This is a genomic window from Bradyrhizobium sediminis (assembly GCF_018736085.1).
Taxonomy (GTDB): domain Bacteria; phylum Pseudomonadota; class Alphaproteobacteria; order Rhizobiales; family Xanthobacteraceae; genus Bradyrhizobium; species Bradyrhizobium sediminis.
Map to the genome: position 1 here is coordinate 2,919,103 of NZ_CP076134.1, position 25,582 is coordinate 2,944,684.

A 25,582-nucleotide genomic window follows, 5' to 3' on the forward strand; every position below is an offset into this window, starting at 1 on the left:
AACGCCCGCAGCGAGGCGGGCGTTATCCGTTCGTCAGTCGGCTGAAAACGGATCAGCCGTTGTAGGTACCGGCTGCAACGCGCGGAATGTCCGAGCGATCAAGGCCGATATCGGCCAGCTCGCGATCGCTGAGCTGGGACAGTTCGCTGACATTGCGCTGGTAGTCCCGGAACGCCTGGATCATGCGGATGAGCGAGAGCAACATGGGTAGTCTCCTTGTATTTACGATTCAGCTCTTGGAGGAAGCCTCATCGTTGAAATGAATATAGGGAAATATACCGCAGTGCGGAAGTCACCGATGTTGCGATGCAGCTAGGTAAGAAACGCATGACAAGCGTAAGAATCGATTAACCTTTCGGGATAGCTCTCGAGACCGCAGCCGATGAAGCCCCGTTGTGATGCCATCACGCAAAAAATGGCCTACAATCGCAGGATTGTCGCAATGGCGACACATCGGTTTACGGAAATTGAGATGGCCTCGAAGGCGCTTGTTTCAAGGGTGGATCGCAAATCTGGATCATTCTGGGTCGTCGCAATATCCAATCATGCATGCGTGATTCGCATGCAATATTCAAATAAAAATGAATCGCAATTCAATATATTGCGATTCCGTTCGATATGGGGGAGCCGGAGGCTGGACTGTTCAGGGCGCGCGCGACAACTGGCTTGCGAAATGAGCGATCGTCCTCGAATAGACCTCGCTCTTGTTCCATTGCTGGATCACAGCGAAATTGGCGCTGCCGGGCTCCCAGTCCTTGCCGCGCTGCCAGCCATGGCCGGCGAGGTAATTGGCGGTCGACGCCAGCACGTCAGGTGCGCTGCGCAGCAGATCGCGGCGGCCGTTGCCGTCGAAATCGACCGCGTATTTGATGTAGGACGACGGCATGAACTGGGTCTGCCCGAGTTCGCCCGCCCAGGCGCCGCGCATTTCCAATGGCGCGAGATCTCCGCGCTCGACGATGCGCAACGCGTCCAGGAGTTCGGCCCGGAACATCTCCGTTCGCCGGCAATCATAGGCCAGCGTCGCCAGCGAACGCAGCGTCGGGAATTTTCCAATGTTGGCGCCGTAGTCTGTCTCCAGCCCCCAGATCGCCACCAGCACTTCGCCCGGCACGCCGTAATCTTTCTCGATGCGCGAGAGCACCGAGCCGTATTGCTTCAGCATGTTGGCGCCGCGTCCGAGGCGGGGCGGCACCATGCGACCGGAAAATTCCTCAAAACTCTGGCTGAACACGCGCTGCGAATGATCGCGCGAAAGCACGCTCCGATCCAGCGTCACACCGCCCAGGCCCGCGGCAATCGCGGTTTGCGAAATTCCCTTGGCCGCGGCTTCGGTCTTGAAGTCGTTGAGCCACGCCTCGAAACTGCCGGTGCCGCAAGGCGCTGCAAATGCCGATGCCACAGGCGTCGTCAGGACAGCGCCGATCGCGATCGCTCTGAAGAGAGATTGCAGACTCATGCTGCAAAATGTCAGCGCCAACCGCGGCCAAAACAAGGCTCGCGCGGGCGCCGATCGATCGCAACTTCGCGTGATGAGAAGTTCAGCGGCCGGATGAGGCCGCGAAGGCGTTCGGGATCGGCGATGTCAAATTGACTCAATTCGTTTTGGCGTAACGCCTGCGCGAACCAACGACCGCCGGTCGACAGGCATCCGGCGGTCGCACAATAGCTCATCGAGCGGCCTTCGCGCGCGTTACGCGTCGGTCTTGCGCCGCCACGGGAACAGGTTGGCCGGAAAATCCGCAGCCGGACGCCGCTCGCGATGCGGCCGGGGGGGCAGCGGTTGCGGATTGAGTTCGGGCGCAATCACCTGGCGATAGAGATGCCAGGTGGCGTGGCCGAGCAGCGGGATGACGACGGCAAGCCCGAGGAACAGCGGCAGCGATCCCGCGACCAGCAGCACTGCGACGATCAATCCCCATGCCGCCATCGGCACCGGGTTGCGTGCCACCGCGCGGAGCGAGGTCACCATGGCGTCGCCGACGCCGGCGTGACGGTCGAGCATCAGCGGGAACGAAACCACGCTGACGCACAGCGCCACCAGCGCAAACAGGAAGCCGGTGCCGCAGCCGACCACGATCAGCCACCAGCCCTGCGGCGTGGTCAGAACGCGTCCGGCAAAGTCGGGCATTCCGGCCGCCGTTTCGTACCCGAACGCCGCGACATAGATCGCCTGTGCGGTCGCTACCCAGGTCACGAACAGCGCCAGCAGCAGCGTGCCGAGCCCGAGCATGGCGCCGAACGACGGCGAGCGGAACACGTCGATGGCGTCAAATGCGGAGGCAGGTTCGCCTCGCTCGCGGCGCCGGCTCAATTCATAGAGGCCGAGTGCCGCGAACGGGCCGAGCAGGGCGAAGCCCGCCGCCAACGGAAACAGCAGCGGCAATACCGAATAACCCAGCACCGTGCGCGCCAGCACCAGCCCGAGCACGGGATAGATCAGGCAGAGCATGATGGCGTGGCTGGGTATGGCTTTGAAGTCCTCCCAGCCGAGTTGCAGGACCCGGTGCAGATCGGAAAGCCCGATCTTCCGTATGATCGGAGCTGCCGCGCTGTCTGGCGCGGGTTGAGCGAGTTGAGTGACATTCCCAGGATAGTTGGCCATGGTCGTCGTCTCCCTTGCCGCAACGACCATTTTCGCGCCGGTTGGGGCGCGAGGGCGATTGCGGAAACGATCACGATCAGACCAGACGACAGGAAACCAAAGCTGGCCGTGTCGCGAACTGAGCCATCATCGTATCTCAATCGGCCGATGCCATTGCTCACGGTTCGGTGAATGCCGCATTGGCAAGCCTCGGTGAGGAGGTTAAGGTCCGGATGGGACCATTACGCGGTGTGGAACGCCTATTGGGAGAGAGAACGATGAGCATTTTCGGAAAAATCATGAGCGCGATCTTCGGCACCAAGGCCGACGCGACCCCGGGAGCCGGCGGCGCAGCGGCAGGCACCGCATCGGGCGGAGCGGCGCCCGCGGCCACCGTCGATGTCGCGCCGATTCTCGACGCGGCGGTGAAGGCCAAGGGCGAAAAGCTCGAATGGCGCACCTCGATCGTCGATCTGATGAAGGCGCTCGATATCGATTCCAGCTTCACCGCGCGCAAGGAGCTTGCCAAAGAGCTCGGTTACACCGGCGACAGCAATGATTCCGCGAGCATGAACATCTGGCTGCACAAGCAGGTGATGACGAAATTCGCCGCCAACGGCGGCAAGCTGCCGCCGGAGATCAAGCACTAGGCAGCCGGCCATAGACGGATCGTCAGCCGAAATCAGAAGGCCCGCCGGACGGCGGGCCTTTTTTGTCCGATCCAGGCTGAAGCGTGTCATGATCCCGCGCGCCCGCGCGGGCGAGGGCGGTTACTTCCGGGGCCCGCCCTCGAAGATACGGAAGATCGCGGTCGCCGTGACCAGCAGTCTGTCGCCTGCGAAAGCCTCGGCGTCGACGAAGGCAAAGCTGCGGGTCAGTTTCCTGACCGTGGTGCGGCCGCCGACCCATTCGCCCGGCGCCGCCGTGCCGATGAACCGGCTGTCCAGCGAAATGGTGGCGCAGGGCCGCTGCGTGCCCGTGACCACGGCGTGGCCGAGGATGGTGTCGAGAAAGCTCAGCACAGCGCCGCCATGCAGGACGCCATTGGGGTTGCCATGCCGCTCATCGGTCTGAAAGCCGAATTCAAGCTGGCCCGCGGAATCCTGACGCCAGTAATACGGGCCGTTGTGCCCGATGAAACCGTCCGTCACCCCGAACGGCTTAAACCCCGCCGGGGGTGAATCGGTCATCGCCGGATTGTCCCTGAAACGTTGCTGCCCAAGGGAAAGTGAATGCCACACGGCGCCATCAAGGGCAACGGGCCCGGGATTCGGCCTCGGTCATTCCGGGGCGTGCGTCAGCACGAACCCGGAATCTCGAGATTCCGGGTTCGACGCTTTGCGTCGCCCCGGAATGACAGATTGTAATTCGTTCACCCGGCCAGATCGGCAAACTCAGGATTCTTGTGCAGGTAATCGACCACGAAACTGCAGCCGGCGATCACCTTCAGCCCATCGGCGCGGATCAACTGCAGCGCGCCATGCACCAGTTGCGAGCCGATGCCGCGGCCGCGCAGCGCGCGCGGCGTCTCGGTGTGAGTGATGATGACGGCCGAGGGCGTCAGGCGGTAGTTCGCGAACGCCAGTGTGCCTTCGACATCGAGTTCGAACCGGCTCTGCGCCTTGTTGTCGCGAACGGATGCTGCAGCCATGCCCAAAACTCTCTCAAAGCGATTCCAGGAGGTCATTTAGGCGCGTGAACCCGCCGATGCAAACCTGCGACCAACGAAGAGGCGCATGGAGACATCGAAAATATGGATATTTCGACCGGCCTGACCGCAGCTCTGCTCGGCGCAGCATTGACGCTCTCGTACCCCGCCACCGGTTCTGCCCAGGCCGACCAGACATGGCAGGCTTGCATCGGCATGACGTCCGCGCCGGATGACAGGATATCGGCCTGCTCGGCGGTGATCGACGCCAAGGCGGAGACCGGCCGCAGGCTGGCTGCAGCCTACTGCAACCGCGGCCACGGCCTGACCGAAAAGCGCGAACTCGACCGCGCGCTGGCCGATCTCGATGAGGCGGTCCGCCTCGACCCGGCCTATGTCTGCGCCTACACCAACCGCGGCCGCGTCTACGCGTTCAAGCGCGACATCCAACGCGCGATGGCCGACTATGACGAGGCGATCCGCATCGACCCCACATTCGCGCTGGCCTACAACAACCGCGGCGATGCCTGGCTCGGCAGGGGGGACTTCGAGCGGGCTTTGGCCGATTTCAATGCGGCGATCCGGCTCGACCCGGCGCTGGCCATCGCCTACGGCAATCGCGGCTATACCTATTATCGCAAGCGCGACATGGCGCGCGCGATCGAGGACTACACCATGCAGATCAAGCTCAGGCCCGATCTGCTCGCTTACATCAACCGCGGTAATGCCTGGCGCGATTCCGAACAGCTCGACCGCGCCGCCGCCGATTATGCCGAGGTGATCAGGCTGGCGCCGACCGACGCGCGCGGCTGGCGCAATCGCGGCATGATCCGGCTGTACAAGGGTGACAACGAGGGCGGCCTCGCCGACTACGACAAGGCGCTGCAATATGATCCCGCCGACGTGTTCTCCTGGAATAACCGCGGTCAGGCCAGGTTGCGGCTTGGCGACAAGGCCGGTGCGATCGCCGATTTCAGGAAAGCCCTGGAGCTTCGCCCGGATCTCGCGACGGCGCGCGCCAGCCTGCAGAAGCTCGGCGTCACGCCCTAGCGCCAAAATTGCGGGACGGGGGCTTGCAAGAGCCGGGGCCTTCCCCACGTCTTGAACAGACATACGCCCCCGATGCGGCCGGATCGGTCGTTTGACAGTCGGAGTGTCAGGCTCGCCAGCCGCTGACGTATGCCTCTTTTAATGGGAGGTTTACTATGTCGGACTTTCGGTTTCTAGGCATTCATCGAACATGGGAAGACTGGTGCGGCATGCTGCTTGGCGTGCTGATCGTGCTGTCGCCGTGGCTTTCCACGCAGTCTGGCCAGGAAACTGGCGGCGGGGAGCGTAGCTACGTGATCCTGAATACGCTCACGATCGGCATCCTGGTGTTCGGCCTCGCCCAGCTTGAATATGTGGCGCTGCAGCGTTGGGAGCAGGTGGCGGAGGTCGCCGCCGGACTTTGGCTGATCGCCTCGCCTTACATGTTCGGCTACTCCGGCGAGGGTGCGCTGCGGTTCTGGCATTCAATCCTCGGCGGATTTGTGGTGCTGCTGGCGGCACTGCAGCTGTGGCAGGACTGGGACATGAACGATCAGGACCTGCTCAAGCACGGGCAATAGCGCAACGGGGCTGCCGGCCTCACAACGGGCCGGCAGGCCGCCCGCCCAGCCGAAACTTCAGGGGATGCCGATAGCATCGCGTGGACGGACCATGGCCGGCCATTGGCCGCGCCCCTGATATCGTCGATCTTCCAACCGCGGCTTTCACGCAAACAATCATAACGCCGGTGGAAATCGCCCGTCCGGCGGGTGATGATGGCGGTTCCTGAATTGGTCTTGAGCCGACTTATAAGGGGCGTGCCGCCGCCGGTTAATGCTAAGGCATAGCCGAGCACGTCCATTTCGGCGCGCCGGTCTGGAGGCGATCATGGCCAATGACAAGGGCCCCAACATCAAGAAGAAGCAGAAATGCAAGAATTGCGAGGGCAAGGGCTTGCTGAAGAAGGGCGACAAGGTGGTGAAATGCCAGCGCTGCGGCGGGACCGGGTTGCGCTGACTCTCGTCCGTGCACGCATGAAGCGTAGCGATACGCGGAGGCGGCTTGCGGGTGTGGGGTTATCTCCGGATTGCGCGGCGCTCGATCCGGGCTACTGGGCATTGAGGCGCGGTCGCTGATAGGCTTCATACAACCTTATCGATAGAAGGTGTTCCATGCCGAATGGTTTGACAGGAATTGCGATGGAGTATGCGGGGTGACCGAGGCTGTCAGCATAGCCGCGCCGGCAGGCGGCGTGGCGCGGATGTCGCGCCGGGTCATGAACCTCGCGCATCTGCTCAGGCAAAATGCCCGCCGCCACGGCGACCGGCCCGGGTTGATCTGGGGCGACAAGTCCTGGAGCTGGCGCGAGATCGACGCCCGGGTTTCGGCGCTGGCGGCGGCGCTCGCCGCGCGTGGCATCGCCAAGGGCGACCGCATCCTGGTGCATTCCAAGAATGGCGACGAGATGTTCTGGTCGATGTTCGCGGCGTTCCGGCTGGGCGCGGTCTGGGTGCCGACCAATTTCCGCCTGATGCCGGACGAGGTGGCGTATCTCGCGACCGCCTCCGGCGCCAAGGCGTTCTTGTGCCATGGCGACTTTCCGGACCATGCGGCCGCGGTGCAAGCCGCGAGCCCGGCGCTCGAATTCACCTGGCGGATCGGCGAGGGCGCATTCGGCGAAAGCTCGGTGAGCGAAGCGATATCGGCGCATGCGGGTGCGAAGTTCGGGAACACAGCGGTCGACTATGACGATCCCTGCTGGTTCTTCTTCACCTCGGGCACCACCGGGCGATCCAAGGCGGCGGTGCTGACCCATGGCCAGATGGCGTTTGTCGTCACCAACCATCTCGCCGACTTGATGCCGGGCACCACGGAGAAGGACGCGTCGCTGGTGGTGGCGCCGCTGTCGCATGGCGCCGGCGTGCATCAACTGGTGCAGGCCGCGCGCGGCGTGCCGACCATCCTGTTGTCGACCGAGCGCTTCGATATCGATGAGGCGTTCCGGCTGATCGAGACCCATCGCGTCAGCAATATCTTTACCGTGCCCACCATCCTGAAGATGATGGTCGAGCATCCCGCCATCGACCGCCACGATCATTCCTCGCTGCGCTACATCATCTATGCCGGCGCGCCGATGTACCGCGAGGACCAGAAGGCGGCGCTGAACAAGCTCGGCAAGGTGCTGGTGCAGTATTTTGGGCTCGGCGAGGTCACCGGCAACATCACGGTGCTGCCGCCCGCACTGCACGACCCCGAGGACGGTCCGCAGGCGCGGATCGGCACCTGCGGCTTCGAGCGCACGGGCATGCAGGTCTCGATCCAGGGCGACGACGGCAGCGAGCTGAAACCGTTCGAGACCGGCGAGATCTGCGTGATCGGCCCCGCGGTGTTCGCCGGCTATTACGATAATCCCGAGGCCAACGCCAAGGCGTTTCGCGACGGCTGGTTCCGCACCGGCGATCTCGGCCACATGGACGAGGAGGGGTTCGTCTACATCACCGGCCGCGCCTCCGACATGTACATATCGGGCGGCTCCAACATCTATCCGCGCGAGGTCGAGGAAAAGATTTTGACTCATCCCGCGATCGGCGAGGTCGCGGTGCTGGGGGTGCCCGACCCGTTCTGGGGCGAGGTCGGCGTCGCCGTCTGCGTCGCGCGCGAGGGCGCCGGCTCAGTGACGGAAGCCGATATGGCCGCGTTCCTGGCGCCAAAGGTGCCGCGCTACAAGATGCCGAAGCGCTTCTTCTTCTGGGACGCACTGCCGAAATCCGGCTACGGCAAGATTCCAAAACGGCTGGTGCGCGACGAGCTTGAGGCGCGGGGGCTGCTGGACCTCATGAAGCAAGCCGATGGCGGTCGCTGAGAAGATGCGAAGCATCCAGCAACCCGGCGCGCCCGTGACCCAGCGCATCCAATGGGCCGAGGCGCGCGGCCGCGCCTTTTCCTTCACGCTGCAGGCGGGCGTGCCGCTGCTGGAGGCCGCGCGCCGCGGCTTTGCGGCAGAGGGCTTTGCCGGCGGCACCTTGAACATCCGGGGCGGGGCGCTCGGCCCGTTCGCCTATGTGATGCCGGCGCTGTCGAAGACCGGCGAGAATGCGGCCTTCTACAGCGACACCTTCCGGCCCGCCGGCGTCACCCGCCTCGAGATGGGAGCGATGACGCTTGGTAGCCGCGACGGCGCGCCGTTCTTCCACTGCCACGCGCTGTGGGTTGAAGCCGACGGCCGCGCCGGCGGCGGCCATATCCTGCCGGAGGAGACTATGGTCGCCGAGCCGTTCGAGGTGGAGGCGTTCGGTATCGACGGCGCGCTGTTCACTGCGGAGCCGGATACCGAGACCAATTTCAAACTGTTCGGGCCGGTGCCGTCTTCGGCTACAGGTGCGGAGACCAAGAGCCGCGCCTTCGCGCTGCGCTTGCGGCCGAACCAGGATTTTGCCGGCGCGCTGGAGGCGTTCTGCCGTGAGCGCGGCATCACGCAGGCGAAGCTGCATGGCGGCGTCGGCAGCACGATCGGCGCGCGCTTCACCGGCGGCGGCATCGTCGAGCCGTTCGCGACCGAGTTGATGATCCGCTCGGGCATCATTGCAGCCGGGGCAGGCGGCGCGCTCGAAGCGGAGCTGGACATAGCCCTGGTCGACTACACCGGCGGCCTCGCCGAGGGCCGGCTGATACGCGGCGACAATCCGGTGCTGATGACGATGGAACTGGTGATTGAAGTGCTTGACGGCTCTTAGGGCGGGCAAGGGCGCCTCCTCGCGCCGTGCCCGCCATACGCAGTGCTCGCCCCAAGCTAAAATGTCGAAAACAACCCCATGCAAAGTAAGAGTTGTCGGGCCGGGGATGATTTGAGAGATCCAGCGAAAACATTTTGACACGTCGGGCAAATCACCGGCACTATTCCATTATTCCGCAACTTGAAGAGCGCTGCCGGAACCTCTTCAGAGAAGCACGGGCAAGCGATCCGTCTTGAGGGATGGCCGGGGACGTCAGCCGTGCAAGACGCTACCCTTTGAATTCAATTCACGGCACCGTCCGGGCAATGCGACACTCGATCCACCATACATCGCTTGATGCGAAGAAAGCCCGCATACTGATCAACGCGCTGGTCGATTGCGCCAAGGCGGGGATCAAACCGAGCTTCTCGACCACGCAAATGCTTCGGGGACTCTCGTTTTACCTGGAATGCGGGAGCTTCCACAACAAGAGCTGGCGAACATATCACCGCGCCAGTGAAGCCGCCAAGCTGGTGATAGCGTCGGGCGACAAGAACTGGAAGAGCAGGGTCACGTTTGAACATGTGCGCCCTCTCAGCAAGATGTATCAGATGTTTCTGGATGAGAGGGCAACCCTGACCCTTGAAAGGGCGGCGTTCATCATTGGCGAATATCCGCCGGTCCTGATCACCATGGAAGAAGAGCTCCGGATGGCGAAACTCGGATTCAGCGCTGAGGGCACGCCGGAACAGCGATACGCCGAGATTCCATTTTCCGGTTTCAGTCTGCGTTCGGACGGCGCGATGCCGGGTTGACGCTCGGTCGATTGCTGCGTTCGCCAAGTTGTCCCGGACCTCATCCTGAGAGTCCGGCTCAAAAAGCAGCCAATGAAACAGACCTCTCGAGCAAAGCTCGTCATGCCCGGCCTTGTGCCGGGCATCCACGTCTTAGCTGCATCCAAGCAAGTAAGACGTGGATGGCCGGGACGAAGCCCGGCCATGACGGAAAGTGAATCATTTTCAAGCGCTTGGAAAAAGTCTGAAGATATTGGCTGCTCTTTCGGTTGGGCTCTGAGGAGCCGCGCGCCTTTGCGCAGCGTCTCGAAGGATGGCGACGGCGTGCCAGATGGTTCGCGACGCGCGCCGGCAGCGCAAAGCGCTGCCAACGTGGCTCCTCACCATGAGGGAGTTGAATATGCCGCTTTAGGAGCGGCCGGATCAGTTGATTTCGACACTTCCAAGAGCATGGCGTTCCTGTTATGTTCCCGCAACCCAACTTGCGGAGCGGGAGCATGGCCAGACGAAATCGCTCAATCAATCTGCCCGCGCCGTATCTGCGCCGCGTCTGGCTCGATCCCGCGCGCATCGCCGACCGCGAGGCCTATCCGTTCTGCCTGCCGTTCCTGGGCGATGAGTTCGAGCTGAGTTTCGATCGCGCCATCACCATCATCGTCGGCGAAAATGGCACCGGCAAGTCCACTTTTCTCGAAGGCATCGCCGTGCTCGCCGGTTATGACGAAGCCGGCGGCGGCAAGGGCTACCGGCCGGTCGATCATTCCAGGGCGCTGGAGAAAATGGGCGGGCAGCTTTCAAAAGCGCTGCGTGCGAGCTGGCTGCCGAAGATCACCAACGGCTGGTTCTTCCGCGCCGAGAGTTTCTTTTCCGTCGCGAGATATCTCGACGAGGCCGCCCGAGGCGGCGGCGGTATGCCGCCTGACTTCCTCTCCCATTCCCATGGCGAGGGCTTCCTGCGCTTCTTCGAAGAGCGCTGCCAGCGCCAGGGCATCTTCATCTTCGACGAGCCGGAATCCGCGCTGTCGCCCTCGCGCCAGATCGAGTTTCTCAAGCTGATGCGGCAGATGGAAAATTCCGGCCACTGCCAGATCATCATGGCCACGCATTCGCCCATGCTGATGGCCTATCCGAACGCGCGGCTGCTGCGGCTGTCGAAGTACGGGCTGGAGCCGGTGACCGTGAAGGAGACGGATCACTACAAGGTCATGCGGGAGTTTTGCGATGATCCGGCGGGGTTCGTGGAGGCGGCGATAGAGGAGTGATTACTCGGCTGCTCTTTGCTCGCCCCGCGCTTTCGCTCTACAACCCTACTCTTCATCCTCTCTTGGACCAAAGCCCCCGACTAATAGCCAGCCTTCCGGAGTACGTGAATAAAGTTGTCCGTAACCCCAACCAATTTTCGCTTCTTGTTCGACGAAACATCGACTGCACATGCACGCCCAAGCGCCGTATTTTGTTGCGGCGTCGACCATGAAGGTGTCATTTTCAAAATCATGGCCGCACGTGTCGCAGCGGACGATATCGCCATACCAGAACTTGCTCCGGGATCGGCCTTCTTTCATGTCTACAAGCTTCTTTAGCGCGTGTTCGCCAACGCTCTCGTCTTGAATCATTTGGCCATCCCAACGCGAGCCGATTTCCAACGCTAAGTCGGCTACAAGCGTCTCTCGTTTCACGAGAAACTCAAAGACAGAGGTTAGTGGGTTTACAAAGTCGGTTGGTCTCCAAGCGTCATCGCTCCACACGAAATAATGCTTACTATCTCCATCTAAATCACATCGAAAAGATCGGTACGAAAGCCCGATGTCCTCCAAGATTGTGGGATCTCGTCCTTCATAACCGCCCCAGGTCAGCGTAAAAAGTAAACCGAAAAGCTTGCCGTCATAGTATTTTTTCAAGACTTCTTGAAACGACAATCCGCCTCCAGTATCCACGAGACAGCCATAATACAGACGAGGGACCTTGTCCCCGTCGTGAACCGTCAAACCATAGTTTGGTACGTATAGGACGCCGTTCTTATCATTGGCTGCGAGAAACAGTGTTATAAGACACGAACTGGGATTAAATATATTAACGTCCACTTCACTGTTCGGAAATTGTTTTGCAATTTCATCTAGCGCCCTAAGCGTTTGCTCCTTCCAAGCTTCGTTCTGCTCTAGACATTCAGCAAGGGAGGTACGAGCCGACGCAAGATGTGCAGCATTATTTATAGAAATGCGCCGTTTGAAGCGCTGACGGGTAGTGCCCTCACTGCCGCCAAGATCCTCAATTATTGCTTCGTCCGTTAGCAGCTTATTTCGAGAAAATACTCCAAATCGGCTCACCTCTCGAATTTTCCAGCCTTCTTGATCGAGAAGGCGGCTTCTAAATTTTGCCGGATAACCGATCTCATACCCATTTCGATAAGGCGTCGGCTCAACGGCATACACAGTTTCGTGCAAATAACAGATAGCCTCATCCTCCTCCATATCCGGCAGGCACTCTCTTGCTTCAGCGGATTGATCTTCGTCGGCAGCAATGATTTTCAGGCATGCCTCTCGGTGGAGCAATTGCATACCGAAATAGATGATCGAATGATAATCATCGAGCTTCTGAACCAGCGATTCTATATGTCCCTCGTCCGGCTCTTTGCCAAAGTCTGTTTCGATTGACCGCATTCGTAAACGAAAGCTCTCTTTTGCGGCTTCGTTGAATCCCGCTGGGGCATCCAAAATCACTAAAACATAGTCTTCTATTCCCTTTTGCTTACAACTGCTGTCGTACTCACGAAGGCCCCTTTGTAAGTCTGTTTCACTTTTGTAGAAATTAAGTTCATGCCAAGGAGCGATTACCCGCCCTCGAGCGGTTGAGACGGGTGACACAACGGTTGCTTCGAGGCGACCTCGAAAATCTACGCTCAGATTTATTCCACGAACCGCTAGCCCGCTATCCGACACAAATCGCGAGAAGGGTACAAGCAATTCCCTCCAAGTGGTTGAGACAATTAAGACCCGAATTTCATGATCTCTTGCCCCAAGATGGGCCTTTACGCCTTCGACGTATTTGAGGATTTCATGTATTGCCTCACGGGCGGCTGCATCACTGCGCTTCAGTTCTATCAAAACAAAATGGCCATCTGCATCTTGCGCGACAAGATCGATGAATCCGCGAGTACCGAGCTTGCTCGGTATGTACTTTTCCTTTTCGAGGAGGACTAACCCGGGCTCAAGTATTTCGATTTGGGTACCTAAGACGTCTCTTAATTCGTCTTCGGTCATGCGCCTCACTCCGCCGCTTCGCTCGCCCCGCGCTTCCTCTTCCCGCCATCCGCCTTCGCCAGCACCGGCGCCAAAAACTTCCCCGTATAGCTCCGCGGCGCCTTGACGATGTCTTCCGGCGGGCCCCAGGCGACGATTTCGCCGCCGCCGTCGCCGCCTTCGGGGCCGAGGTCGATCACCCAGTCCGCCGTCTTGATGACCTCGAGATTGTGCTCGATCACGACAACCGTGTTGCCCTGCGACACCAGCTCGTGCAGCACTTCCAAGAGCTTCTTGACGTCGTGGAAATGCAGACCGGTGGTCGGCTCGTCCAGGATGTAGAGCGTGCGGCCGGTGGCGCGCTTTGACAGTTCCTTTGCCAGCTTGACGCGCTGGGCTTCCCCGCCGGACAGCGTGGTGGCCTGCTGGCCGACATGGATGTAGTCGAGACCGACGCGGTGCAGGGTCTTGAAGGTTTCGCGCACCCGCGGCACCGCCTTGAAGAAGTCGGCGGCTTCCTCGACGGTCATGTCCAGCACGTCGGCGATGCTCTTGCCCTTGAATAGCACTTCCAGCGTTTCGCGGTTGTAGCGCTTGCCCTTGCAGACATCGCAGGTGACGTAGACGTCGGGCAGGAAGTGCATCTCGATCTTGATGACGCCGTCGCCCTGGCAGGCCTCGCAGCGGCCGCCCTTGACGTTGAAGGAAAACCGCCCCGGCTCGTAGCCGCGCGCCTTGGCTTCGGGCAGGCCGGCGAACCATTCGCGGATCGGCGTGAAGGCGCCGGTATAGGTGGCGGGATTGGAGCGCGGGGTGCGGCCGATCGGTGACTGGTCGATGTCGATGATCTTGTCGATATGCTCGAGGCCCTCGATGCGGTCGTGAGGTGCTGCGCCTTCGCTGGCGTTGTTGAGTTTTCGCGCGATCGCCTTGTAGAGCGTGTCGATCAGCAGCGTCGACTTGCCGCCGCCGGAAACACCGGTGACGCAGGTGAAAAGGCCCAGCGGAATCTCCGCCGAAACGTTTTTCAGATTGTTGCCGCGGGCATTGACGACCTTGATGGTGCGGCGATGGTTCGGCGGCTTGCGCTCGGAGATTTCCACCGACAACTCGCCGGTGAGATATTTTCCGGTCAGCGATTTCGGATTGTTCATGACGTCGGCGGGCGAACCTTGCGCGACGATGTGGCCGCCATGGACGCCGGCGCCGGGGCCGACGTCGACGACGTAGTCGGCCAGGCGAATGGCGTCCTCGTCATGCTCGACCACGATCACGGTGTTGCCGAGGTCGCGCAGCCGCTTCAGGGTTTCCAGTAGACGCGCATTGTCGCGCTGGTGCAGGCCGATCGAGGGCTCGTCGAGCACATAGAGCACGCCGGTCAGTCCCGAGCCGATCTGGGAAGCGAGCCGGATGCGCTGGCTTTCGCCGCCGCTTAGCGTGCCGGAGGCGCGTGCCAGGGTCAGGTAGTTGAGGCCGACATCGAGCAGGAACGACAGCCGCTCGCGGATCTCCTTCAGTACGCGGCCGGCGATCTCGTTCTGCTGCGCATTCAGCGCCTTCGGCACGGTCTCGAACCATTCGCCGGCGCCGCGCACCGACATTTCCGAAATCTCGCCGATATGCTTGCCACCGATCTTGACGCACAGCGCCTCCGGCTTCAGCCGGTGGCCGTGGCAGCCCTCGCAGGGGACGTCGGAGAAATATTTTGCGAGTTCCTCGCGCGCCCATTCGCTCTCGGTCTCGCGATAGCGCCGGTTGATGTTGGTGACGACGCCCTCGAACGGCTTTTTGGTGTCGTAGGAGCGCACGCCGTCTTCATAGGAGAACTTGATTTCGTCCTCGCCGGAGCCGTGCAGCAGCGCCTGCTGCACCTTCTTCGAAAGGTCCTTCCACTTGGTGTCGAGCGTGAACTTGTAGAACTTGCCGAGCGCGGTCAGGGTCTGGATGTAATAGGGCGAGGACGATTTCGCCCACGGCGCAATCGCGCCCTTGCGCAAGGTCAATTCCTTGTCGGGAATGACCAGGTCCTCGTCGATGTGCTGCTCGACGCCGAGGCCGCCGCAGGCAGGACAGGCACCATAGGGATTGTTGAAGGAAAACAGCCTGGGCTCGATTTCCGGAATCGTGAAGCCGGAAACCGGGCAGGCGAATTTTTCGGAGAACAGGATCCGCTCCGGCCCGCTCTTGTCGTGGATCTTTGCGGTCTTCTTCTTCTCGTCATGGCCGGGCTTGACCCGGCCATCCAGCTCTTTTGAAGAAGATGGATCACCGGGTCTCGCGCCATCCAAGTCGGCTGTAGCCGACTTGGACCTATTTGATTGCTGATCTCGGGTAGACCCGAGATCAGTGGCGCGGCCCGGCGATGACAAGGGCGGCGCGTCCGCATATTCGATCACCGCGAGGCCCTCGGCGAGCTTCAGCGCGGTTTCAAAACTTTCCGCCAGCCGCTGGCCGATGTCCGGCCGCACCACGATGCGGTCGACCACGACATCGATGTCGTGCGGAAATTTTTTGTCCAGCGTGGGCGCTTCCGAAAGCTCGTAAAACGTACCGTCGATCTTGACCCGCTGGAATCCCTTCTTGAGATAGTCAGCGAGCTCCTTCTTGTACTCGCCCTTGCGGCCGCGCACGACCGGCGCCAACAGGTAAAGCCGGGTGCCTTCGGGCAGCGCCAGCACCCGGTCGACCATCTGCGAGACGATCTGGCTTTCGATCGGCAGGCCCGTGGCCGGCGAATAGGGCACGCCGACGCGCGCCCACAACAGCCGCATGTAGTCGTAGATCTCGGTGACGGTGCCCACCGTCGAGCGCGGATTCTTCGAGGTGGTCTTCTGCTCGATCGAGATCGCCGGCGACAGGCCGTCGATCTGGTCGACGTCGGGCTTCTGCATCATCTCTAGGAACTGGCGCGCATAGGCCGACAGCGACTCGACGTAACGCCGTTGTCCCTCGGCATAGATGGTGTCGAAGGCGAGCGAGGATTTGCCGGAGCCGGACAGGCCGGTGAACACCACGAGCTTGTCGCGCGGGATTTCCAGGTCGACGTTCTTGAGATTGTGCTCGCGTGCGCCGCGAATCGTTATCGCACGCGTGGCGGATGCGGCGTTCTGTTGGCGCTTCGCCCTGATCACTTCATCCATATCGGCATTCCCAGGCGCGTTGATCGCGCCGCGTTCAGGCGCGCATCTTCCGGAAGCCGGGGATCGGACGCCAATGGGTGAGTTCGGAACATAGGAAGAACGCGCGGCGATTTCCAGTGTTCCGTGCCAGCCATCAACGGATAGTTTTGCGAAAGAGCGCTTTCAAGCGAGAGCCTGCCCCGCACCTGATGCGGGGTGGAGACCGGCTCGCGTGAAGAAAGCGCGTCCAGCAGAAAAGGCTAGCTGCAATGGCAGCAGCTGGCAGCGTCCCGCCAACAAAAAGGCCGGCGCGAGGCCGGCCTTTCGTAGCTCAATCGAGAAGAGGTCGAGAGATCAGTACTTCGCGACGACCGGGCCACCCCAACGGTAGTTGATGCGGGCGGTGACGAGATCGACATCCTGACTGATATTCGAGGTTGCATTCAAAACCCCTGCAGGAGTGTTGAAGCTGATGTCCCGATCACCCAGGAACATGTGGTTGTATTCGACACCCACCGACCAATTCGGCGCGAAGCCGAATTCGAGACCGGCGCCAACCACGGCCCCCCAGCGGGTTTCCTTGGCGCTGTCGTTAAGCGCACCGGTCGCAATTACGGTGGTGTTGTACTTGTCGCCGACAACCGCGGCGCCGCCCTTGACGTAGAGCAGGGCGTTATTCCAAGCATAGCCGACCTGACCGGTGAGTAGACCGAACGCATCGATCTTCGACGTGTCCCGGAGAAGCACGTTGGTTAGGTTGGTGTTGGAGCCGCTGAAGTCAGCCCAGTTGCCCTGTCCTTCCAGGCCGAACACCCACGAACCAGCCTGCCAGCGATAGCCGATCTGTCCGCCGACGGTGCCGCCGGTTGCGTCATGGCAACCCTCAGCCAAGACCGGAGGGCCGATGAGATCCCAGCACTTGTGGCTCGATCCCCAGCCGCCGTTGATGCCGATGTAGAAGCCGCTCCAGTCATAGACTGCGGCGATCATCGGGGGGGCCTTGGCGTAGGGGCGGGCAGCGAGATCGGCGGCCGAAGCCGGAGCCGACAGGCTCAGCGCGACCAAACCAACAGTACCTAGCAAAATCTTCTTCATCGTAGTCTCTCCGGTTTTGTCCGCTTCCTTTGGTCCCGAAGCGGTTTTTAATTTTCGGTGCGAACGCCCAAGCGATCTGAGTTCCCGGATACGTATACCCGATTCAGCGCAAAAAGCCGTCTCCCAAATGCAACACCCGCCAGCGAAGTGAATTGTGGCAAGTTAGTGATTTGTTTACCGAATTCCGGAGCCGGCGGGGAACCCGAGGGAACCAGCGATCGCTACCGGCCGTGACGGCGTTGCTAGAGTATCGCCACCTCTGCTCTGCAAACATACGAAGCGTGGAACAAAACTGGAACATGGGATCCGGGAATGCTATATGTGGATAACCGGGGATCGCCGGGCTCGCGGGACCGGTGAGCGTATAGGGTCGTCCCAATGTGGTCCCGAGAGGTCTCGAAGGCGTGGCGGCGGCTCAGCCGGCGTCCGGATCAGGCGGGGCTGGTGGTTTTGCCAGTAAATTCGAAGAGTGGAGAGCGGCGATGGCGGGAAGCGTGAACAAGGTGATTCTGGTCGGAAACCTCGGCAAGGATCCGGAAATCCGGCGGACCCAGGACGGGCGGCCGATCGCCAATCTGAGCGTGGCGACTTCCGAGAGCTGGCGCGACAAGGCCACCGGCGAGCGCAAGGAAAAGACCGAGTGGCATCGGGTGGTGATTTTCAACGAAGGCCTTTGCAAGGTCGCCGAGCAATATCTGAAGAAGGGCGCCAAGGTTTACATCGAGGGGCAGCTGCAGACGCGCAAATGGACCGACCAGAGCGGCGTCGAGAAGTACTCCACCGAGGTGGTGCTGCAGGGCTTCAATTCGAACCTGACCATGCTCGATGGCCGCAGCGGCGGCGGGGGCGGCAATTTCGGCTCCGATGATTCCGGCAGCGATTTCGGCTCCAGCGGGCCCTCGAGCGCCGCACCCCGGCGTGCCGTTGCGGCGGCCGGCGCGCGCAACAGCGACATGGACGACGATATTCCGTTCTGATGGCTCAGGCTCGGAGAGGGCCGCCTGCAGGCGGCCTTCGCCCGGCGGCGCGGAGAGGGCGGAACCGCGCGGCGATTGATCTTGACATTGGAAAGATAGATGTAAATACTCCTCACATCAATCTTCCTTCCTGCCGATCCTTGGGGGTCTGGCCCCTGGGGGTTTCAAATGTCGCTCGCGCCGCTGTTGAATGCCGCTCCCGAAATCCAGCTACACGCCTTTGCCGCGATGGCGGCCTTTGCCCTCGGCGCGGTCCAGTTGGCCGCGCCCAAAGGCACGCTGCCGCACCGGACGCTGGGGTGGGTCTGGGTGGTGCTGATGCTGGTGATCAGCGGATCCTCGTTTCTGATCCACGGGATCAAGATGTGGGGACCGTGGAGCCCGATTCACCTGCTGTCGGTGTTGACGCCCATCACGCTGGTGATGGCCGTGCTGGCGGCCCGCGCACACCGCGTGCACGCCCACAAGACCGCGATGATATCGCTCTTCGCCGGTGCGCTACTACTCGCGGGGTTGTTCACGCTGGTGCCGGGACGGATCATGCACGACGTCCTGTTCGGCTCCTAGAGAGCCCCGGCAAAAGCCTGTCGGGGCCAGGCTTTTTCCGCCGGCTCGATGGGCTGGTTTCGCGGCGTCGGCATCCAGCGCCAATGGCCCCGTAAGTCCATGAAAAAACAAAGGGAAAAACCGCTCGCTTGAACCAGTTAGGGGGTGGTTCGAAGGCGTTCGAACTGCTATATGATTCGAAGCCAAAACTGACCGGATTCCCCCTTTGTCTGACCCTGAAGATACGCCCGGCGAGCCGCCGGCGCCCTCGGATATTCGTCCCGTATCCATCCTCGACGAGATGAAGCGCTCCTATCTCGATTACGCCATGAGCGTGATCGTGGCGCGTGCGCTGCCCGATGCGCGCGATGGCCTGAAGCCGGTGCATCGCCGCATTCTCTTCGCGATGTACGAGAACGGCTTCGAATGGAACAAGCCGTATCGCAAGTCGGCGCGCACCGTCGGCGACGTCATCGGTAAATACCATCCGCACGGCGACCAGTCGGTCTACGACGCGCTGGTACGCATGGCGCAGGAATTCTCCATGCGCGTGCCCCTGATCGACGGCCAGGGCAATTTCGGCTCGGTGGACGGCGATATGGCCGCCGCGATGCGGTACACCGAATCCCGCCTCACCAAGATCGCGCAGTCGCTGCTCGACGACATTGACAAGGACACCGTCGATTATCAGGCCAACTACGACAATTCGGAGAAGGAACCGTCGGTACTGCCGGCCAAGTTCCCGAACCTCCTGGTCAACGGCGCCGGCGGCATCGCCGTCGGCATGGCGACCAATATCCCGCCGCACAATCTCGGCGAAGTGATCGACGCCTGCGTGGCGCTGATCGAAAATCCCGCGCTCACCATCGACGAACTCATCAACATCGTTCCGGGTCCGGATTTCCCGACCGGCGGCATCATCCTCGGTCGCCAGGGCATCCGCTCCGCCTATCACCTCGGCCGCGGCTCGATCGTGATGCGCGGCAAGGTCTCGATCGACACCATCCGCAAGGACCGCGAAGCGATCATTATCTCGGAAATTCCCTACCAGGTGAACAAGGCCACCATGGTCGAGCGCATCGCCGAACTGGTGCGCGAGAAGAAGATCGAGGGCATCTCGGACCTGCGCGACGAATCCGACCGCGACGGTTTCCGCGTCGTCGTCGAGTTGAAGCGCGATGCGATGCCCGACGTGGTGCTGAACCAGCTCTATCGCTTCACGCCGCTGCAGACCAATTTCGGCGCCAACATGGTGGCGCTCGACGCCGGCCGCCCGCTGTTGATGAACCTGAAGGACCTGCTGACGCTGTTCATCGCCTTCCGCGAACAGGTCGTCACGCGCCGCACCAAGTTCCTGCTCAACAAGGCCCGCGACCGCGCCCATATCCTGGTCGGCCTTGCGATCGCGGTGGCCAATATCGACGAGATCATCCGCGTCATCCGGACCTCGCCCGATCCCAACACCGCGCGCGACACCCTGATGTCGCGCGACTGGGCGGCCAAGGACGTCGCGGCGATGATTACGCTGATCGACGATCCGCGCCACCGGCTCAACGCCGACGGCACCGCGCGGTTATCGATGGAGCAGGCCAAGGCCATTCTCGACCTGCGGCTGCAGCGGCTCACCGCGCTCGGCCGCGAGGAAATCTCCGAAGAGCTGGACAAGCTGGCGGTGGAGATTGCCGATTACCTCGAGATCCTGCGTTCGCGCGCCCGGGTCCAGGCCATCATCAAGACCGAACTGGCCGACGTGAAGTCGGAATTCGCGACCCCGCGCAAAACCGTCATCATCGAGCAGGAAGGCGAGGTCGAGGACGAGGACCTGATCCAGCGCGAGGACATGGTGGTCACGGTCTCGCACGCCGGCTACGTCAAGCGCGTGCCGCTGTCGGCCTATCGCGCCCAGCGCCGCGGCGGCAAGGGCCGCGCGGGCATGCAGACCCGCGACGAGGATTTCGTCAGCCGGCTGTTCGTGGCCTCGACCCATACGCCGGTGCTGTTCTTCTCGTCGCGCGGACAGGTCTACAAGGAAAAGGTCTGGCGGCTGCCGATGGCGGCGCCGAATGCGCGCGGCAAGGCGATGATCAACATCCTGCCGCTGGAGCAGGGCGAGCGCATCACCACCATCATGCCGTTGCCCGAGGATGAATCCTCCTGGGGCAATCTCGACGTGATGTTCGCGACCACCGGCGGCAATGTCCGGCGCAACAAGCTGTCGGATTTTGTCGACGTGCGCCGTTCCGGCATCATCGCCATGAAACTGGACGACGACGAGGCGATCGTCGACGTGCAGATCTGCACCGAGCACGACGACGTGCTGCTCACCGCCGCCGGCGGCCAGTGCATCCGCTTTCCCGTCACCGATGTGCGGGTGTTTTCCGGCCGCACCTCGATGGGCGTTCGCGGCATCGCGCTGTCCAAGGGCGACAAGCTGATTTCGCTCTCGATCCTCAGGCATGTCGAGGCGACGTCGGATGAGCGATCGGCCTATCTGAAAATGCGCCGCGCGGTGGCGGGCGAAGCCGCGGCCGAAGAGGGTGCGGAAACCGACACCGAGGAAACCTCGGGCGCCATTCAGCTCAGTTCCGAGCGTTATGTCGAGATGTCGGCGCAGGAGCAGGTGGTGCTCACGGTTTCCGTCAATGGATACGGCAAGCGCACCTCGTCCTACGAATACCGGACCACCGGCCGCGGCGGCAAAGGCATCGTCGCGATGTCGGTCAATAACCGCAACGGCAAGCTGGTGGCCTCGTTCCCGGTCGAGGATGGCGACCAGATCATGCTGGTGACTGACAAGGGCCAGCTGATCCGATGCCCGGTCGAGGGCATCCGCATCGCGGGCCGCTCGACCCAGGGCGTCATCGTGTTCGACACTGCCGAGGACGAGCATGTGGTGTCCGTCGAGCACATCGGCGAGGACGCCGAGAACGGTAATGGAAACGCGGGTGGCGAGTGAGGGGCGAATGGCGAGTAGCGAATAGCGAGTGGCATTCTAATTCGCTATTCGCTACTCGCCATTCGCCTCGCCAAGAATCGATGAAGTCCCCGGGGGGCATCCCGGGGACTTCAAACCAGAGCAATCTGGAATAGATGCGGCCGCCGTTATGGCGTGCGGTCGGCGGTGACCAGGCGGGCTTCCCGGATCGCGGTCTTCTTGCCGGCGACGCGCAGGCAGGAAGCTTCGAAATTTGGCCAGGCCTGCTGCGAGCAGCTGGTGCCGACCGGGCGGATGTCGAGGCGGTCGCCCTTGGCGAGGGCTTGCGGCACGCTGGCTTCGACCCGCGGGGCGAAGCCGGGCAGAACGGTCAGTCCGGCGGCAATGAGCGCAGCGATAGCAATGGCTGAAAATGCCTTGATCATGACGGTCCCCTGTCATTGGGCCTTTTTGGCCCGCCGTTTCGTTGGTTAATGGATAGCCAGAGCCGGTTTCCGGACGTCTTCACGGCTGACGAAAATGGTTTCGTCCGGCCGGAGTTTTGTTTCGTGGCCGGTCCGGGGACGAAACATTGCCGGCCCGCGCAGGAGACGCCGCGATGGCGGGAGTGATTTGGGTGGCTGACCTGAAGTAAACCCGCGCCGGACGGGGAACCGCCCGGCTTGCCCGGTCGCCCGGGGCGGGGTAGACGGGGTTTATGCCCCGCATTGCACTGTATCCCGGCACATTCGACCCCGTTACCAATGGCCACCTGGACGTGGTTAGCCACGCCGTCGGGCTGTGCGACCGCCTGATCGTCGCGATCGGCGTCCATCCCGGCAAAAAGCCGCTGTTTTCGACCGAAGAGCGCCTGGAAATGGTCCGTGCGGTATTCGAGCCGGTGGCCCGAAAGGCCGGCTGCGCGTTCGACTGCACCACCTATGACAACCTCACCATCACGGCGGCGCAGAAAACCGGGGCGGCGATCATGATTCGGGGCCTGCGCGACGGCACCGACCTCGATTACGAGATGCAGATCGCGGGCATGAACGAGACCATGGCGCCCGGGGTGCAGACGGTGTTCGTTCCGGCCTCGGTGGCGGTCCGCCCGATCACCGCCACACTGGTGCGCCAAATCGCAGCCATGGGCGGCGACGTCTCGGCGTTCGTGCCGCCAGGGGTCGCGGCCGGCCTCAAGACCAAATTCGCTACCTGACCCGCTTTCTCTGATCCGGAGTTTTCATGATCCGAATTCTTGGCCTGCTCGCCGCGCTGATCCTTGCGGCCCCCGCGATCGCGCAACCGCTGCCCGCCAATCTCGACAAGGCAAATGCCGTTGTCATCGATACCACCAAGGGCCGCATCGTCATCAAGCTGCGCACCGACCTCGCTCCGCAGCATGCCGAGCGGATCAAGCAGCTCGCGCGCGAAGGCTATTACAACAACGTGCCGTTCCATCGTGTGATGGATGGGTTCATGGCGCAGACCGGCGACGGCCAGAATTTCAACGGCACCGGCGGTTCGAAATACCCCAACCTGAAACAGGAGTTTTCCAAGGTGCCGTTCACACGCGGCATCGTCGGCATGGCGCGCCGCGGCGACAACGTCGATACCGCGAATTCGCAATTCTTCATCATGTTTGCGACGGGCTCGAGCCTCAACGGCCAGTACACCGTGATCGGCGAAGTGGTGTCGGGCATGGATGTGGTCGACAAGCTCAAGAAAGCGCCGCCGGGCTCGAGCAGCGGCGCGGTCACCGACCCCGACAAGATGGTGAAGGTGCAGGTCGCATCCGACATCAAGTGAACCATGGCGCCGCCGCGCAGCAAGCCGCTCCTCCGGTTTGCCGCGCTGCTGCTGGTGCCGCTGTCGACCGCCCCGGCGCAAGGCCGGCCAGAGCGGCTCGACACCATCAGGGACGTGTTTGCCAGACTGCATTCCTGCTGGAAGCCGCCGCCGGCCTCGCGCGCCAATCCGATCGACATCACGGTGATCGTCAGCTTCAACCGCGAGGGCGCCATCCTCGGTCACCCCAGGATTACCTATGAATCGGCAGGCGCCACCGACCATGACCGTTTGGCGTACCGCATCGCCGTCATGGAGGCGTTGCAACGCTGCACGCCATTGCCATTTACCGAAGGACTGGGCGGCGCCGTCGCCGGCCGGCCCTTCGCGGTTCCCTTCAGATACCGTAAGAAAACCCCACTCAAACCCGCAGAGCAGAGAGCATGGCTGATACCGAAAATACTTTGATCCTCGAAACCACCCAGGGGCCCGTCACCATCGAAATGCGCCCCGATCTTGCACCCGGCCACGTCGCCCGGATCAAGGAGCTGGTACGTGAGGGCTTTTACGACGGCATCGTGTTCCATCGCGTGATCGAGGGCTTCATGGCGCAGACCGGGTGTCCGCAGGGCACCGGCACCGGCGGTTCCGGCAAGAAGCTCAAGGCGGAATTCAACAAGGAGCCGCATGTGCGCGGCACCACCTCGATGGCGCGCGCCGCCAGCCCGGATTCCGGCGACAGCCAGTTCTTCATCTGCTTCGACGATGCCTCGTTCCTCAACGGCCAGTACACGGTCTGGGGCAAGGTGACGTCAGGCATGGAGAACGTCGACAAAATCAAGCGCGGCGAGCCGGTGCAGAATCCGGACAAGATCGTCAAGGCGCGCATGGCGCTCGACGCGGCGTAATATAAGCCGTCATTCCGGGGCATGCGAAGCATGAACTACGATGTGCTATTGCACATCTGAGAATCTCGAGATTCCGGGTTCGCGCTAACGCGCGCCCCGGAATGACGTTCCGAGGCATGCTGGAGCGCATTGCGCCATGCGCACCGATCTCTTCGATTTCGAACTTCCCGCCGACAGCATCGCGCTGCGGCCGGCAAGCCCGCGCGATTCCGCACGGATGCTGGTGGTGCAGCCCGACGGCGTGTTGCGCGACCGCATCGTCGCGGATCTTCCGCACTGGCTCGAGCCGGGCGATCAGCTGGTCGTCAACGACACCAGGGTGATAGCGGCCCAACTCAGGGGCCGCCGCATCGGCCGCGATACCGAACCGAAGATCGAGGCGACGCTGATCAAGCGCCTCGACGGCTCGCGCTGGCAGGCGCTGGTCAAGCCGGCCAGGAAGCTGGCGCCGGGCGATATCATCCGCTTCGGCAATGAGGGCAAGGTCTGCCTGCTCGGCCATCTCGACGCCGAGGTCGAGGCCAAGGGCGAGGAGGGCGAGGTCACGCTTTCCTTCTCCTTCCACGGGCCAGCGCTCGACCAGGCGATATCAGATCTCGGCAGCCCGCCGCTGCCGCCCTATATCGCCTCCAGGCGCGCGCCCGACGAGCGCGACGCCGCCGACTACCAGACCATGTTCGCGGTCAATGAGGGCGCGGTCGCGGCCCCTACGGCAGGGCTGCATTTTACCGCCGCGCTGCAGGCAGGCTTGCGCGAGCGCGGTGTCGGGATCCACCGCGTCACCCTGCATGTCGGGGCAGGGACCTTCCTGCCGGTCAAGGTCGAGGACACCGCCGGGCACAAGATGCACTCCGAATGGGGCTCGGTGTCGCGGGATACCGCCGAGGCATTGAATGCGGCTCGCGTCGATGGCGGCCGCATCGTCGCGGTCGGCACCACCTCGCTGCGGCTGCTGGAAAGCGCTGCCGCTGAAGACGGCACGATCCTGCCGTTCTCGGGCGAAACCGCGATCTTCATCACCCCGGGCTACCGGTTTCGCGCGGTCGATATTCTCCTGACCAATTTTCACCTGCCGCGCTCGACGCTGTTCATGCTGGTGTCGGCCTTCTCGGGCCTCGACACCATGAAGCACGCCTACGCCCACGCCATCAAAAGCGGCTATCGCTTCTACTCCTACGGCGACGCCTGCCTGCTGTTTCGCGCGCGTGACTAGCCAGGGCGCTAGCGTGTTGGC

General features: G+C 62.1%; 26 protein-coding genes. 16 read left to right on the top strand and 10 right to left on the bottom strand.

What is annotated here, in order from left to right; all coding sequences use genetic code 11:
- Nucleotides 1-52 precede the first annotated feature (52 nt).
- From KMZ29_RS14140 to KMZ29_RS14155, 4 genes are all read right to left on the bottom strand, one after another.
- Nucleotides 53-205, bottom strand: a complete 153-nt coding sequence (locus tag KMZ29_RS14140; RefSeq protein WP_016846063.1) for a DUF1127 domain-containing protein — start codon at nt 203-205, stop codon at nt 53-55.
- A 438-nt stretch (nt 206-643) separates the two neighbouring features.
- Nucleotides 644-1,459, bottom strand: a complete 816-nt coding sequence (locus KMZ29_RS14145) for a lytic murein transglycosylase (protein WP_215619851.1) — start codon at nt 1,457-1,459, stop codon at nt 644-646.
- Between the two features lie 11 nt (nt 1,460-1,470).
- On the bottom strand, nt 1,471-1,674 hold the full coding sequence (locus tag KMZ29_RS14150) for a hypothetical protein (protein ID WP_215619852.1): 204 nt from the start codon (nt 1,672-1,674) through the stop codon (nt 1,471-1,473).
- Nucleotides 1,675-1,693: 19 nt separating this feature from the next.
- A complete protein-coding gene (locus KMZ29_RS14155; RefSeq protein ID WP_215619853.1) occupies nt 1,694-2,605 on the bottom strand; it encodes a DUF2189 domain-containing protein in 912 nt (303 codons plus the stop codon).
- Between the two features lie 257 nt (nt 2,606-2,862).
- Here KMZ29_RS14155 and KMZ29_RS14160 point away from each other — a divergent pair, with 257 nt between their 5' ends.
- Complete coding sequence (locus tag KMZ29_RS14160; protein WP_215619854.1) at nt 2,863-3,234, top strand: DUF3597 domain-containing protein; 372 nt, start codon at nt 2,863-2,865, stop codon at nt 3,232-3,234.
- Nucleotides 3,235-3,354: 120 nt separating this feature from the next.
- Here the strand turns inward: KMZ29_RS14160 and KMZ29_RS14165 are convergent, their stop codons facing one another.
- Together KMZ29_RS14165 and KMZ29_RS14170 are read right to left on the bottom strand one after the other, a co-directional pair.
- Entirely contained in the window at nt 3,355-3,774 is a 420-nt protein-coding gene (locus tag KMZ29_RS14165) for a PaaI family thioesterase (RefSeq protein ID WP_215619855.1), read from the bottom strand.
- Between the two features lie 182 nt (nt 3,775-3,956).
- Nucleotides 3,957-4,235 carry a GNAT family N-acetyltransferase gene (locus KMZ29_RS14170; protein WP_215601865.1) on the bottom strand — a complete coding sequence of 93 codons (279 nt, stop codon included), beginning with the start codon at nt 4,233-4,235 and terminating at the stop codon, nt 3,957-3,959.
- 102 nt (nt 4,236-4,337) lie between these two features.
- On the opposite strand from KMZ29_RS14170, the gene KMZ29_RS14175 reads away from it, so the two are divergent.
- The 7 genes from KMZ29_RS14175 (at nt 4,338) to KMZ29_RS14200 (ending at nt 11,030) form a co-directional block, all read left to right on the top strand.
- A complete protein-coding gene (locus KMZ29_RS14175) occupies nt 4,338-5,282 on the top strand; it encodes a tetratricopeptide repeat protein (protein WP_215619856.1) in 945 nt (314 codons plus the stop codon).
- Nucleotides 5,283-5,437: 155 nt separating this feature from the next.
- Nucleotides 5,438-5,842, top strand: coding sequence for an SPW repeat protein (locus tag KMZ29_RS14180; protein ID WP_215619857.1), 405 nt, complete (start codon nt 5,438-5,440; stop codon nt 5,840-5,842).
- A 307-nt stretch (nt 5,843-6,149) separates the two neighbouring features.
- Nucleotides 6,150-6,278 carry a hypothetical protein gene (locus tag KMZ29_RS26880; protein WP_256441534.1) on the top strand — a complete coding sequence of 43 codons (129 nt, stop codon included), beginning with the start codon at nt 6,150-6,152 and terminating at the stop codon, nt 6,276-6,278.
- Nucleotides 6,279-6,522: 244 nt separating this feature from the next.
- Nucleotides 6,523-8,124, top strand: coding sequence for an acyl-CoA synthetase (locus KMZ29_RS14185; protein ID WP_249779952.1), 1,602 nt, complete (start codon nt 6,523-6,525; stop codon nt 8,122-8,124).
- 4 nt (nt 8,125-8,128) lie between these two features.
- Nucleotides 8,129-8,995 carry a PCC domain-containing protein gene (locus KMZ29_RS14190; RefSeq protein ID WP_215624267.1) on the top strand — a complete coding sequence of 289 codons (867 nt, stop codon included), beginning with the start codon at nt 8,129-8,131 and terminating at the stop codon, nt 8,993-8,995.
- A 239-nt stretch (nt 8,996-9,234) separates the two neighbouring features.
- On the top strand, nt 9,235-9,789 hold the full coding sequence (locus tag KMZ29_RS14195) for a hypothetical protein (RefSeq protein WP_215619859.1): 555 nt from the start codon (nt 9,235-9,237) through the stop codon (nt 9,787-9,789).
- Between the two features lie 476 nt (nt 9,790-10,265).
- On the top strand, nt 10,266-11,030 hold the full coding sequence (locus tag KMZ29_RS14200) for an AAA family ATPase (protein ID WP_215619860.1): 765 nt from the start codon (nt 10,266-10,268) through the stop codon (nt 11,028-11,030).
- A 45-nt stretch (nt 11,031-11,075) separates the two neighbouring features.
- On the opposite strand, the gene KMZ29_RS14205 is transcribed toward KMZ29_RS14200, so the two are convergent.
- The 3 genes from KMZ29_RS14205 to KMZ29_RS14215 form a co-directional block, all read right to left on the bottom strand.
- Entirely contained in the window at nt 11,076-13,025 is a 1,950-nt protein-coding gene (locus tag KMZ29_RS14205) for an endonuclease NucS domain-containing protein (protein WP_215619861.1), read from the bottom strand.
- A gap of 5 nt (nt 13,026-13,030) precedes the next feature.
- Entirely contained in the window at nt 13,031-16,144 is a 3,114-nt protein-coding gene (gene uvrA / locus KMZ29_RS14210) for an excinuclease ABC subunit UvrA (RefSeq protein WP_215619862.1), read from the bottom strand.
- A gap of 333 nt (nt 16,145-16,477) precedes the next feature.
- Entirely contained in the window at nt 16,478-17,218 is a 741-nt protein-coding gene (locus tag KMZ29_RS14215) for an outer membrane protein (RefSeq protein ID WP_215619863.1), read from the bottom strand.
- A 482-nt stretch (nt 17,219-17,700) separates the two neighbouring features.
- On the opposite strand from KMZ29_RS14215, the gene KMZ29_RS14220 reads away from it, so the two are divergent.
- The 3 genes from KMZ29_RS14220 (at nt 17,701) to gyrA (ending at nt 21,697) form a co-directional block, all read left to right on the top strand.
- Complete coding sequence (locus tag KMZ29_RS14220; protein ID WP_215601875.1) at nt 17,701-18,195, top strand: single-stranded DNA-binding protein; 495 nt, start codon at nt 17,701-17,703, stop codon at nt 18,193-18,195.
- Nucleotides 18,196-18,363: 168 nt separating this feature from the next.
- The gene (locus tag KMZ29_RS14225; RefSeq protein WP_215619864.1) at nt 18,364-18,762 is read left to right on the top strand and encodes a DUF2306 domain-containing protein; all 399 of its coding nucleotides are present in this window, start codon (nt 18,364-18,366) and stop codon (nt 18,760-18,762) included.
- Between the two features lie 205 nt (nt 18,763-18,967).
- Nucleotides 18,968-21,697 (top strand): DNA gyrase subunit A, encoded by a 2,730-nt coding sequence (gene gyrA, locus KMZ29_RS14230; RefSeq protein ID WP_215619865.1) that lies wholly within the window; start codon nt 18,968-18,970, stop codon nt 21,695-21,697.
- Nucleotides 21,698-21,843: 146 nt separating this feature from the next.
- On the opposite strand, the gene KMZ29_RS14235 is transcribed toward gyrA, so the two are convergent.
- Entirely contained in the window at nt 21,844-22,101 is a 258-nt protein-coding gene (locus tag KMZ29_RS14235) for a hypothetical protein (RefSeq protein WP_215619866.1), read from the bottom strand.
- 272 nt (nt 22,102-22,373) lie between these two features.
- Here KMZ29_RS14235 and coaD point away from each other — a divergent pair, with 272 nt between their 5' ends.
- The 5 genes from coaD to queA all read left to right on the top strand — a co-directional run bounded on the left by coaD (nt 22,374) and on the right by queA (nt 25,561).
- Nucleotides 22,374-22,871, top strand: a complete 498-nt coding sequence (coaD, locus tag KMZ29_RS14240; protein WP_215619867.1) for a pantetheine-phosphate adenylyltransferase — start codon at nt 22,374-22,376, stop codon at nt 22,869-22,871.
- Nucleotides 22,872-22,897: 26 nt separating this feature from the next.
- Entirely contained in the window at nt 22,898-23,461 is a 564-nt protein-coding gene (locus KMZ29_RS14245; RefSeq protein WP_215619868.1) for a peptidylprolyl isomerase, read from the top strand.
- 3 nt (nt 23,462-23,464) lie between these two features.
- Nucleotides 23,465-23,908 carry a UCP034077 family protein gene (locus KMZ29_RS14250; protein WP_215619869.1) on the top strand — a complete coding sequence of 148 codons (444 nt, stop codon included), beginning with the start codon at nt 23,465-23,467 and terminating at the stop codon, nt 23,906-23,908.
- Nucleotides 23,884-24,348, top strand: a complete 465-nt coding sequence (locus KMZ29_RS14255) for a peptidylprolyl isomerase (protein WP_215611954.1) — start codon at nt 23,884-23,886, stop codon at nt 24,346-24,348. Before KMZ29_RS14250 ends, KMZ29_RS14255 begins: the two co-directional genes overlap by 25 nt.
- A gap of 136 nt (nt 24,349-24,484) precedes the next feature.
- Nucleotides 24,485-25,561 carry a tRNA preQ1(34) S-adenosylmethionine ribosyltransferase-isomerase QueA gene (gene queA, locus KMZ29_RS14260; protein WP_215619870.1) on the top strand — a complete coding sequence of 359 codons (1,077 nt, stop codon included), beginning with the start codon at nt 24,485-24,487 and terminating at the stop codon, nt 25,559-25,561.
- Nucleotides 25,562-25,582: the final 21 nt, after the last annotated feature.

Coding starts and splice junctions, on each gene's coding strand:
- KMZ29_RS26880 (WP_256441534.1), top strand. CDS start 6,150: ATGGCCAATGACAAGGGCCCCAACATCAAGAAGAAGCAGAAATGCAAG.
- KMZ29_RS14255 (WP_215611954.1), top strand. CDS start 23,884: ATGGCTGATACCGAAAATACTTTGATCCTCGAAACCACCCAGGGGCCC.
- KMZ29_RS14235 (WP_215619866.1), bottom strand. CDS start 22,101: ATGATCAAGGCATTTTCAGCCATTGCTATCGCTGCGCTCATTGCCGCC.
- coaD (WP_215619867.1), top strand. CDS start 22,374: ATGCCCCGCATTGCACTGTATCCCGGCACATTCGACCCCGTTACCAAT.
- KMZ29_RS14200 (WP_215619860.1), top strand. CDS start 10,266: ATGGCCAGACGAAATCGCTCAATCAATCTGCCCGCGCCGTATCTGCGC.
- KMZ29_RS14220 (WP_215601875.1), top strand. CDS start 17,701: ATGGCGGGAAGCGTGAACAAGGTGATTCTGGTCGGAAACCTCGGCAAG.
- KMZ29_RS14205 (WP_215619861.1), bottom strand. CDS start 13,025: ATGACCGAAGACGAATTAAGAGACGTCTTAGGTACCCAAATCGAAATA.
- uvrA (WP_215619862.1), bottom strand. CDS start 16,144: ATGGATGAAGTGATCAGGGCGAAGCGCCAACAGAACGCCGCATCCGCC.
- KMZ29_RS14170 (WP_215601865.1), bottom strand. CDS start 4,235: ATGGCTGCAGCATCCGTTCGCGACAACAAGGCGCAGAGCCGGTTCGAA.
- KMZ29_RS14195 (WP_215619859.1), top strand. CDS start 9,235: ATGGCCGGGGACGTCAGCCGTGCAAGACGCTACCCTTTGAATTCAATT.
- KMZ29_RS14175 (WP_215619856.1), top strand. CDS start 4,338: ATGGATATTTCGACCGGCCTGACCGCAGCTCTGCTCGGCGCAGCATTG.
- KMZ29_RS14160 (WP_215619854.1), top strand. CDS start 2,863: ATGAGCATTTTCGGAAAAATCATGAGCGCGATCTTCGGCACCAAGGCC.
- KMZ29_RS14150 (WP_215619852.1), bottom strand. CDS start 1,674: ATGAGCTATTGTGCGACCGCCGGATGCCTGTCGACCGGCGGTCGTTGG.
- KMZ29_RS14155 (WP_215619853.1), bottom strand. CDS start 2,605: ATGGCCAACTATCCTGGGAATGTCACTCAACTCGCTCAACCCGCGCCA.
- KMZ29_RS14140 (WP_016846063.1), bottom strand. CDS start 205: ATGTTGCTCTCGCTCATCCGCATGATCCAGGCGTTCCGGGACTACCAG.
- queA (WP_215619870.1), top strand. CDS start 24,485: ATGCGCACCGATCTCTTCGATTTCGAACTTCCCGCCGACAGCATCGCG.
- KMZ29_RS14190 (WP_215624267.1), top strand. CDS start 8,129: ATGCGAAGCATCCAGCAACCCGGCGCGCCCGTGACCCAGCGCATCCAA.
- KMZ29_RS14165 (WP_215619855.1), bottom strand. CDS start 3,774: ATGACCGATTCACCCCCGGCGGGGTTTAAGCCGTTCGGGGTGACGGAC.
- KMZ29_RS14245 (WP_215619868.1), top strand. CDS start 22,898: ATGATCCGAATTCTTGGCCTGCTCGCCGCGCTGATCCTTGCGGCCCCC.
- KMZ29_RS14145 (WP_215619851.1), bottom strand. CDS start 1,459: ATGAGTCTGCAATCTCTCTTCAGAGCGATCGCGATCGGCGCTGTCCTG.
- KMZ29_RS14250 (WP_215619869.1), top strand. CDS start 23,465: ATGGCGCCGCCGCGCAGCAAGCCGCTCCTCCGGTTTGCCGCGCTGCTG.
- KMZ29_RS14185 (WP_249779952.1), top strand. CDS start 6,523: ATGTCGCGCCGGGTCATGAACCTCGCGCATCTGCTCAGGCAAAATGCC.
- KMZ29_RS14180 (WP_215619857.1), top strand. CDS start 5,438: ATGTCGGACTTTCGGTTTCTAGGCATTCATCGAACATGGGAAGACTGG.
- KMZ29_RS14225 (WP_215619864.1), top strand. CDS start 18,364: ATGTCGCTCGCGCCGCTGTTGAATGCCGCTCCCGAAATCCAGCTACAC.
- KMZ29_RS14215 (WP_215619863.1), bottom strand. CDS start 17,218: ATGAAGAAGATTTTGCTAGGTACTGTTGGTTTGGTCGCGCTGAGCCTG.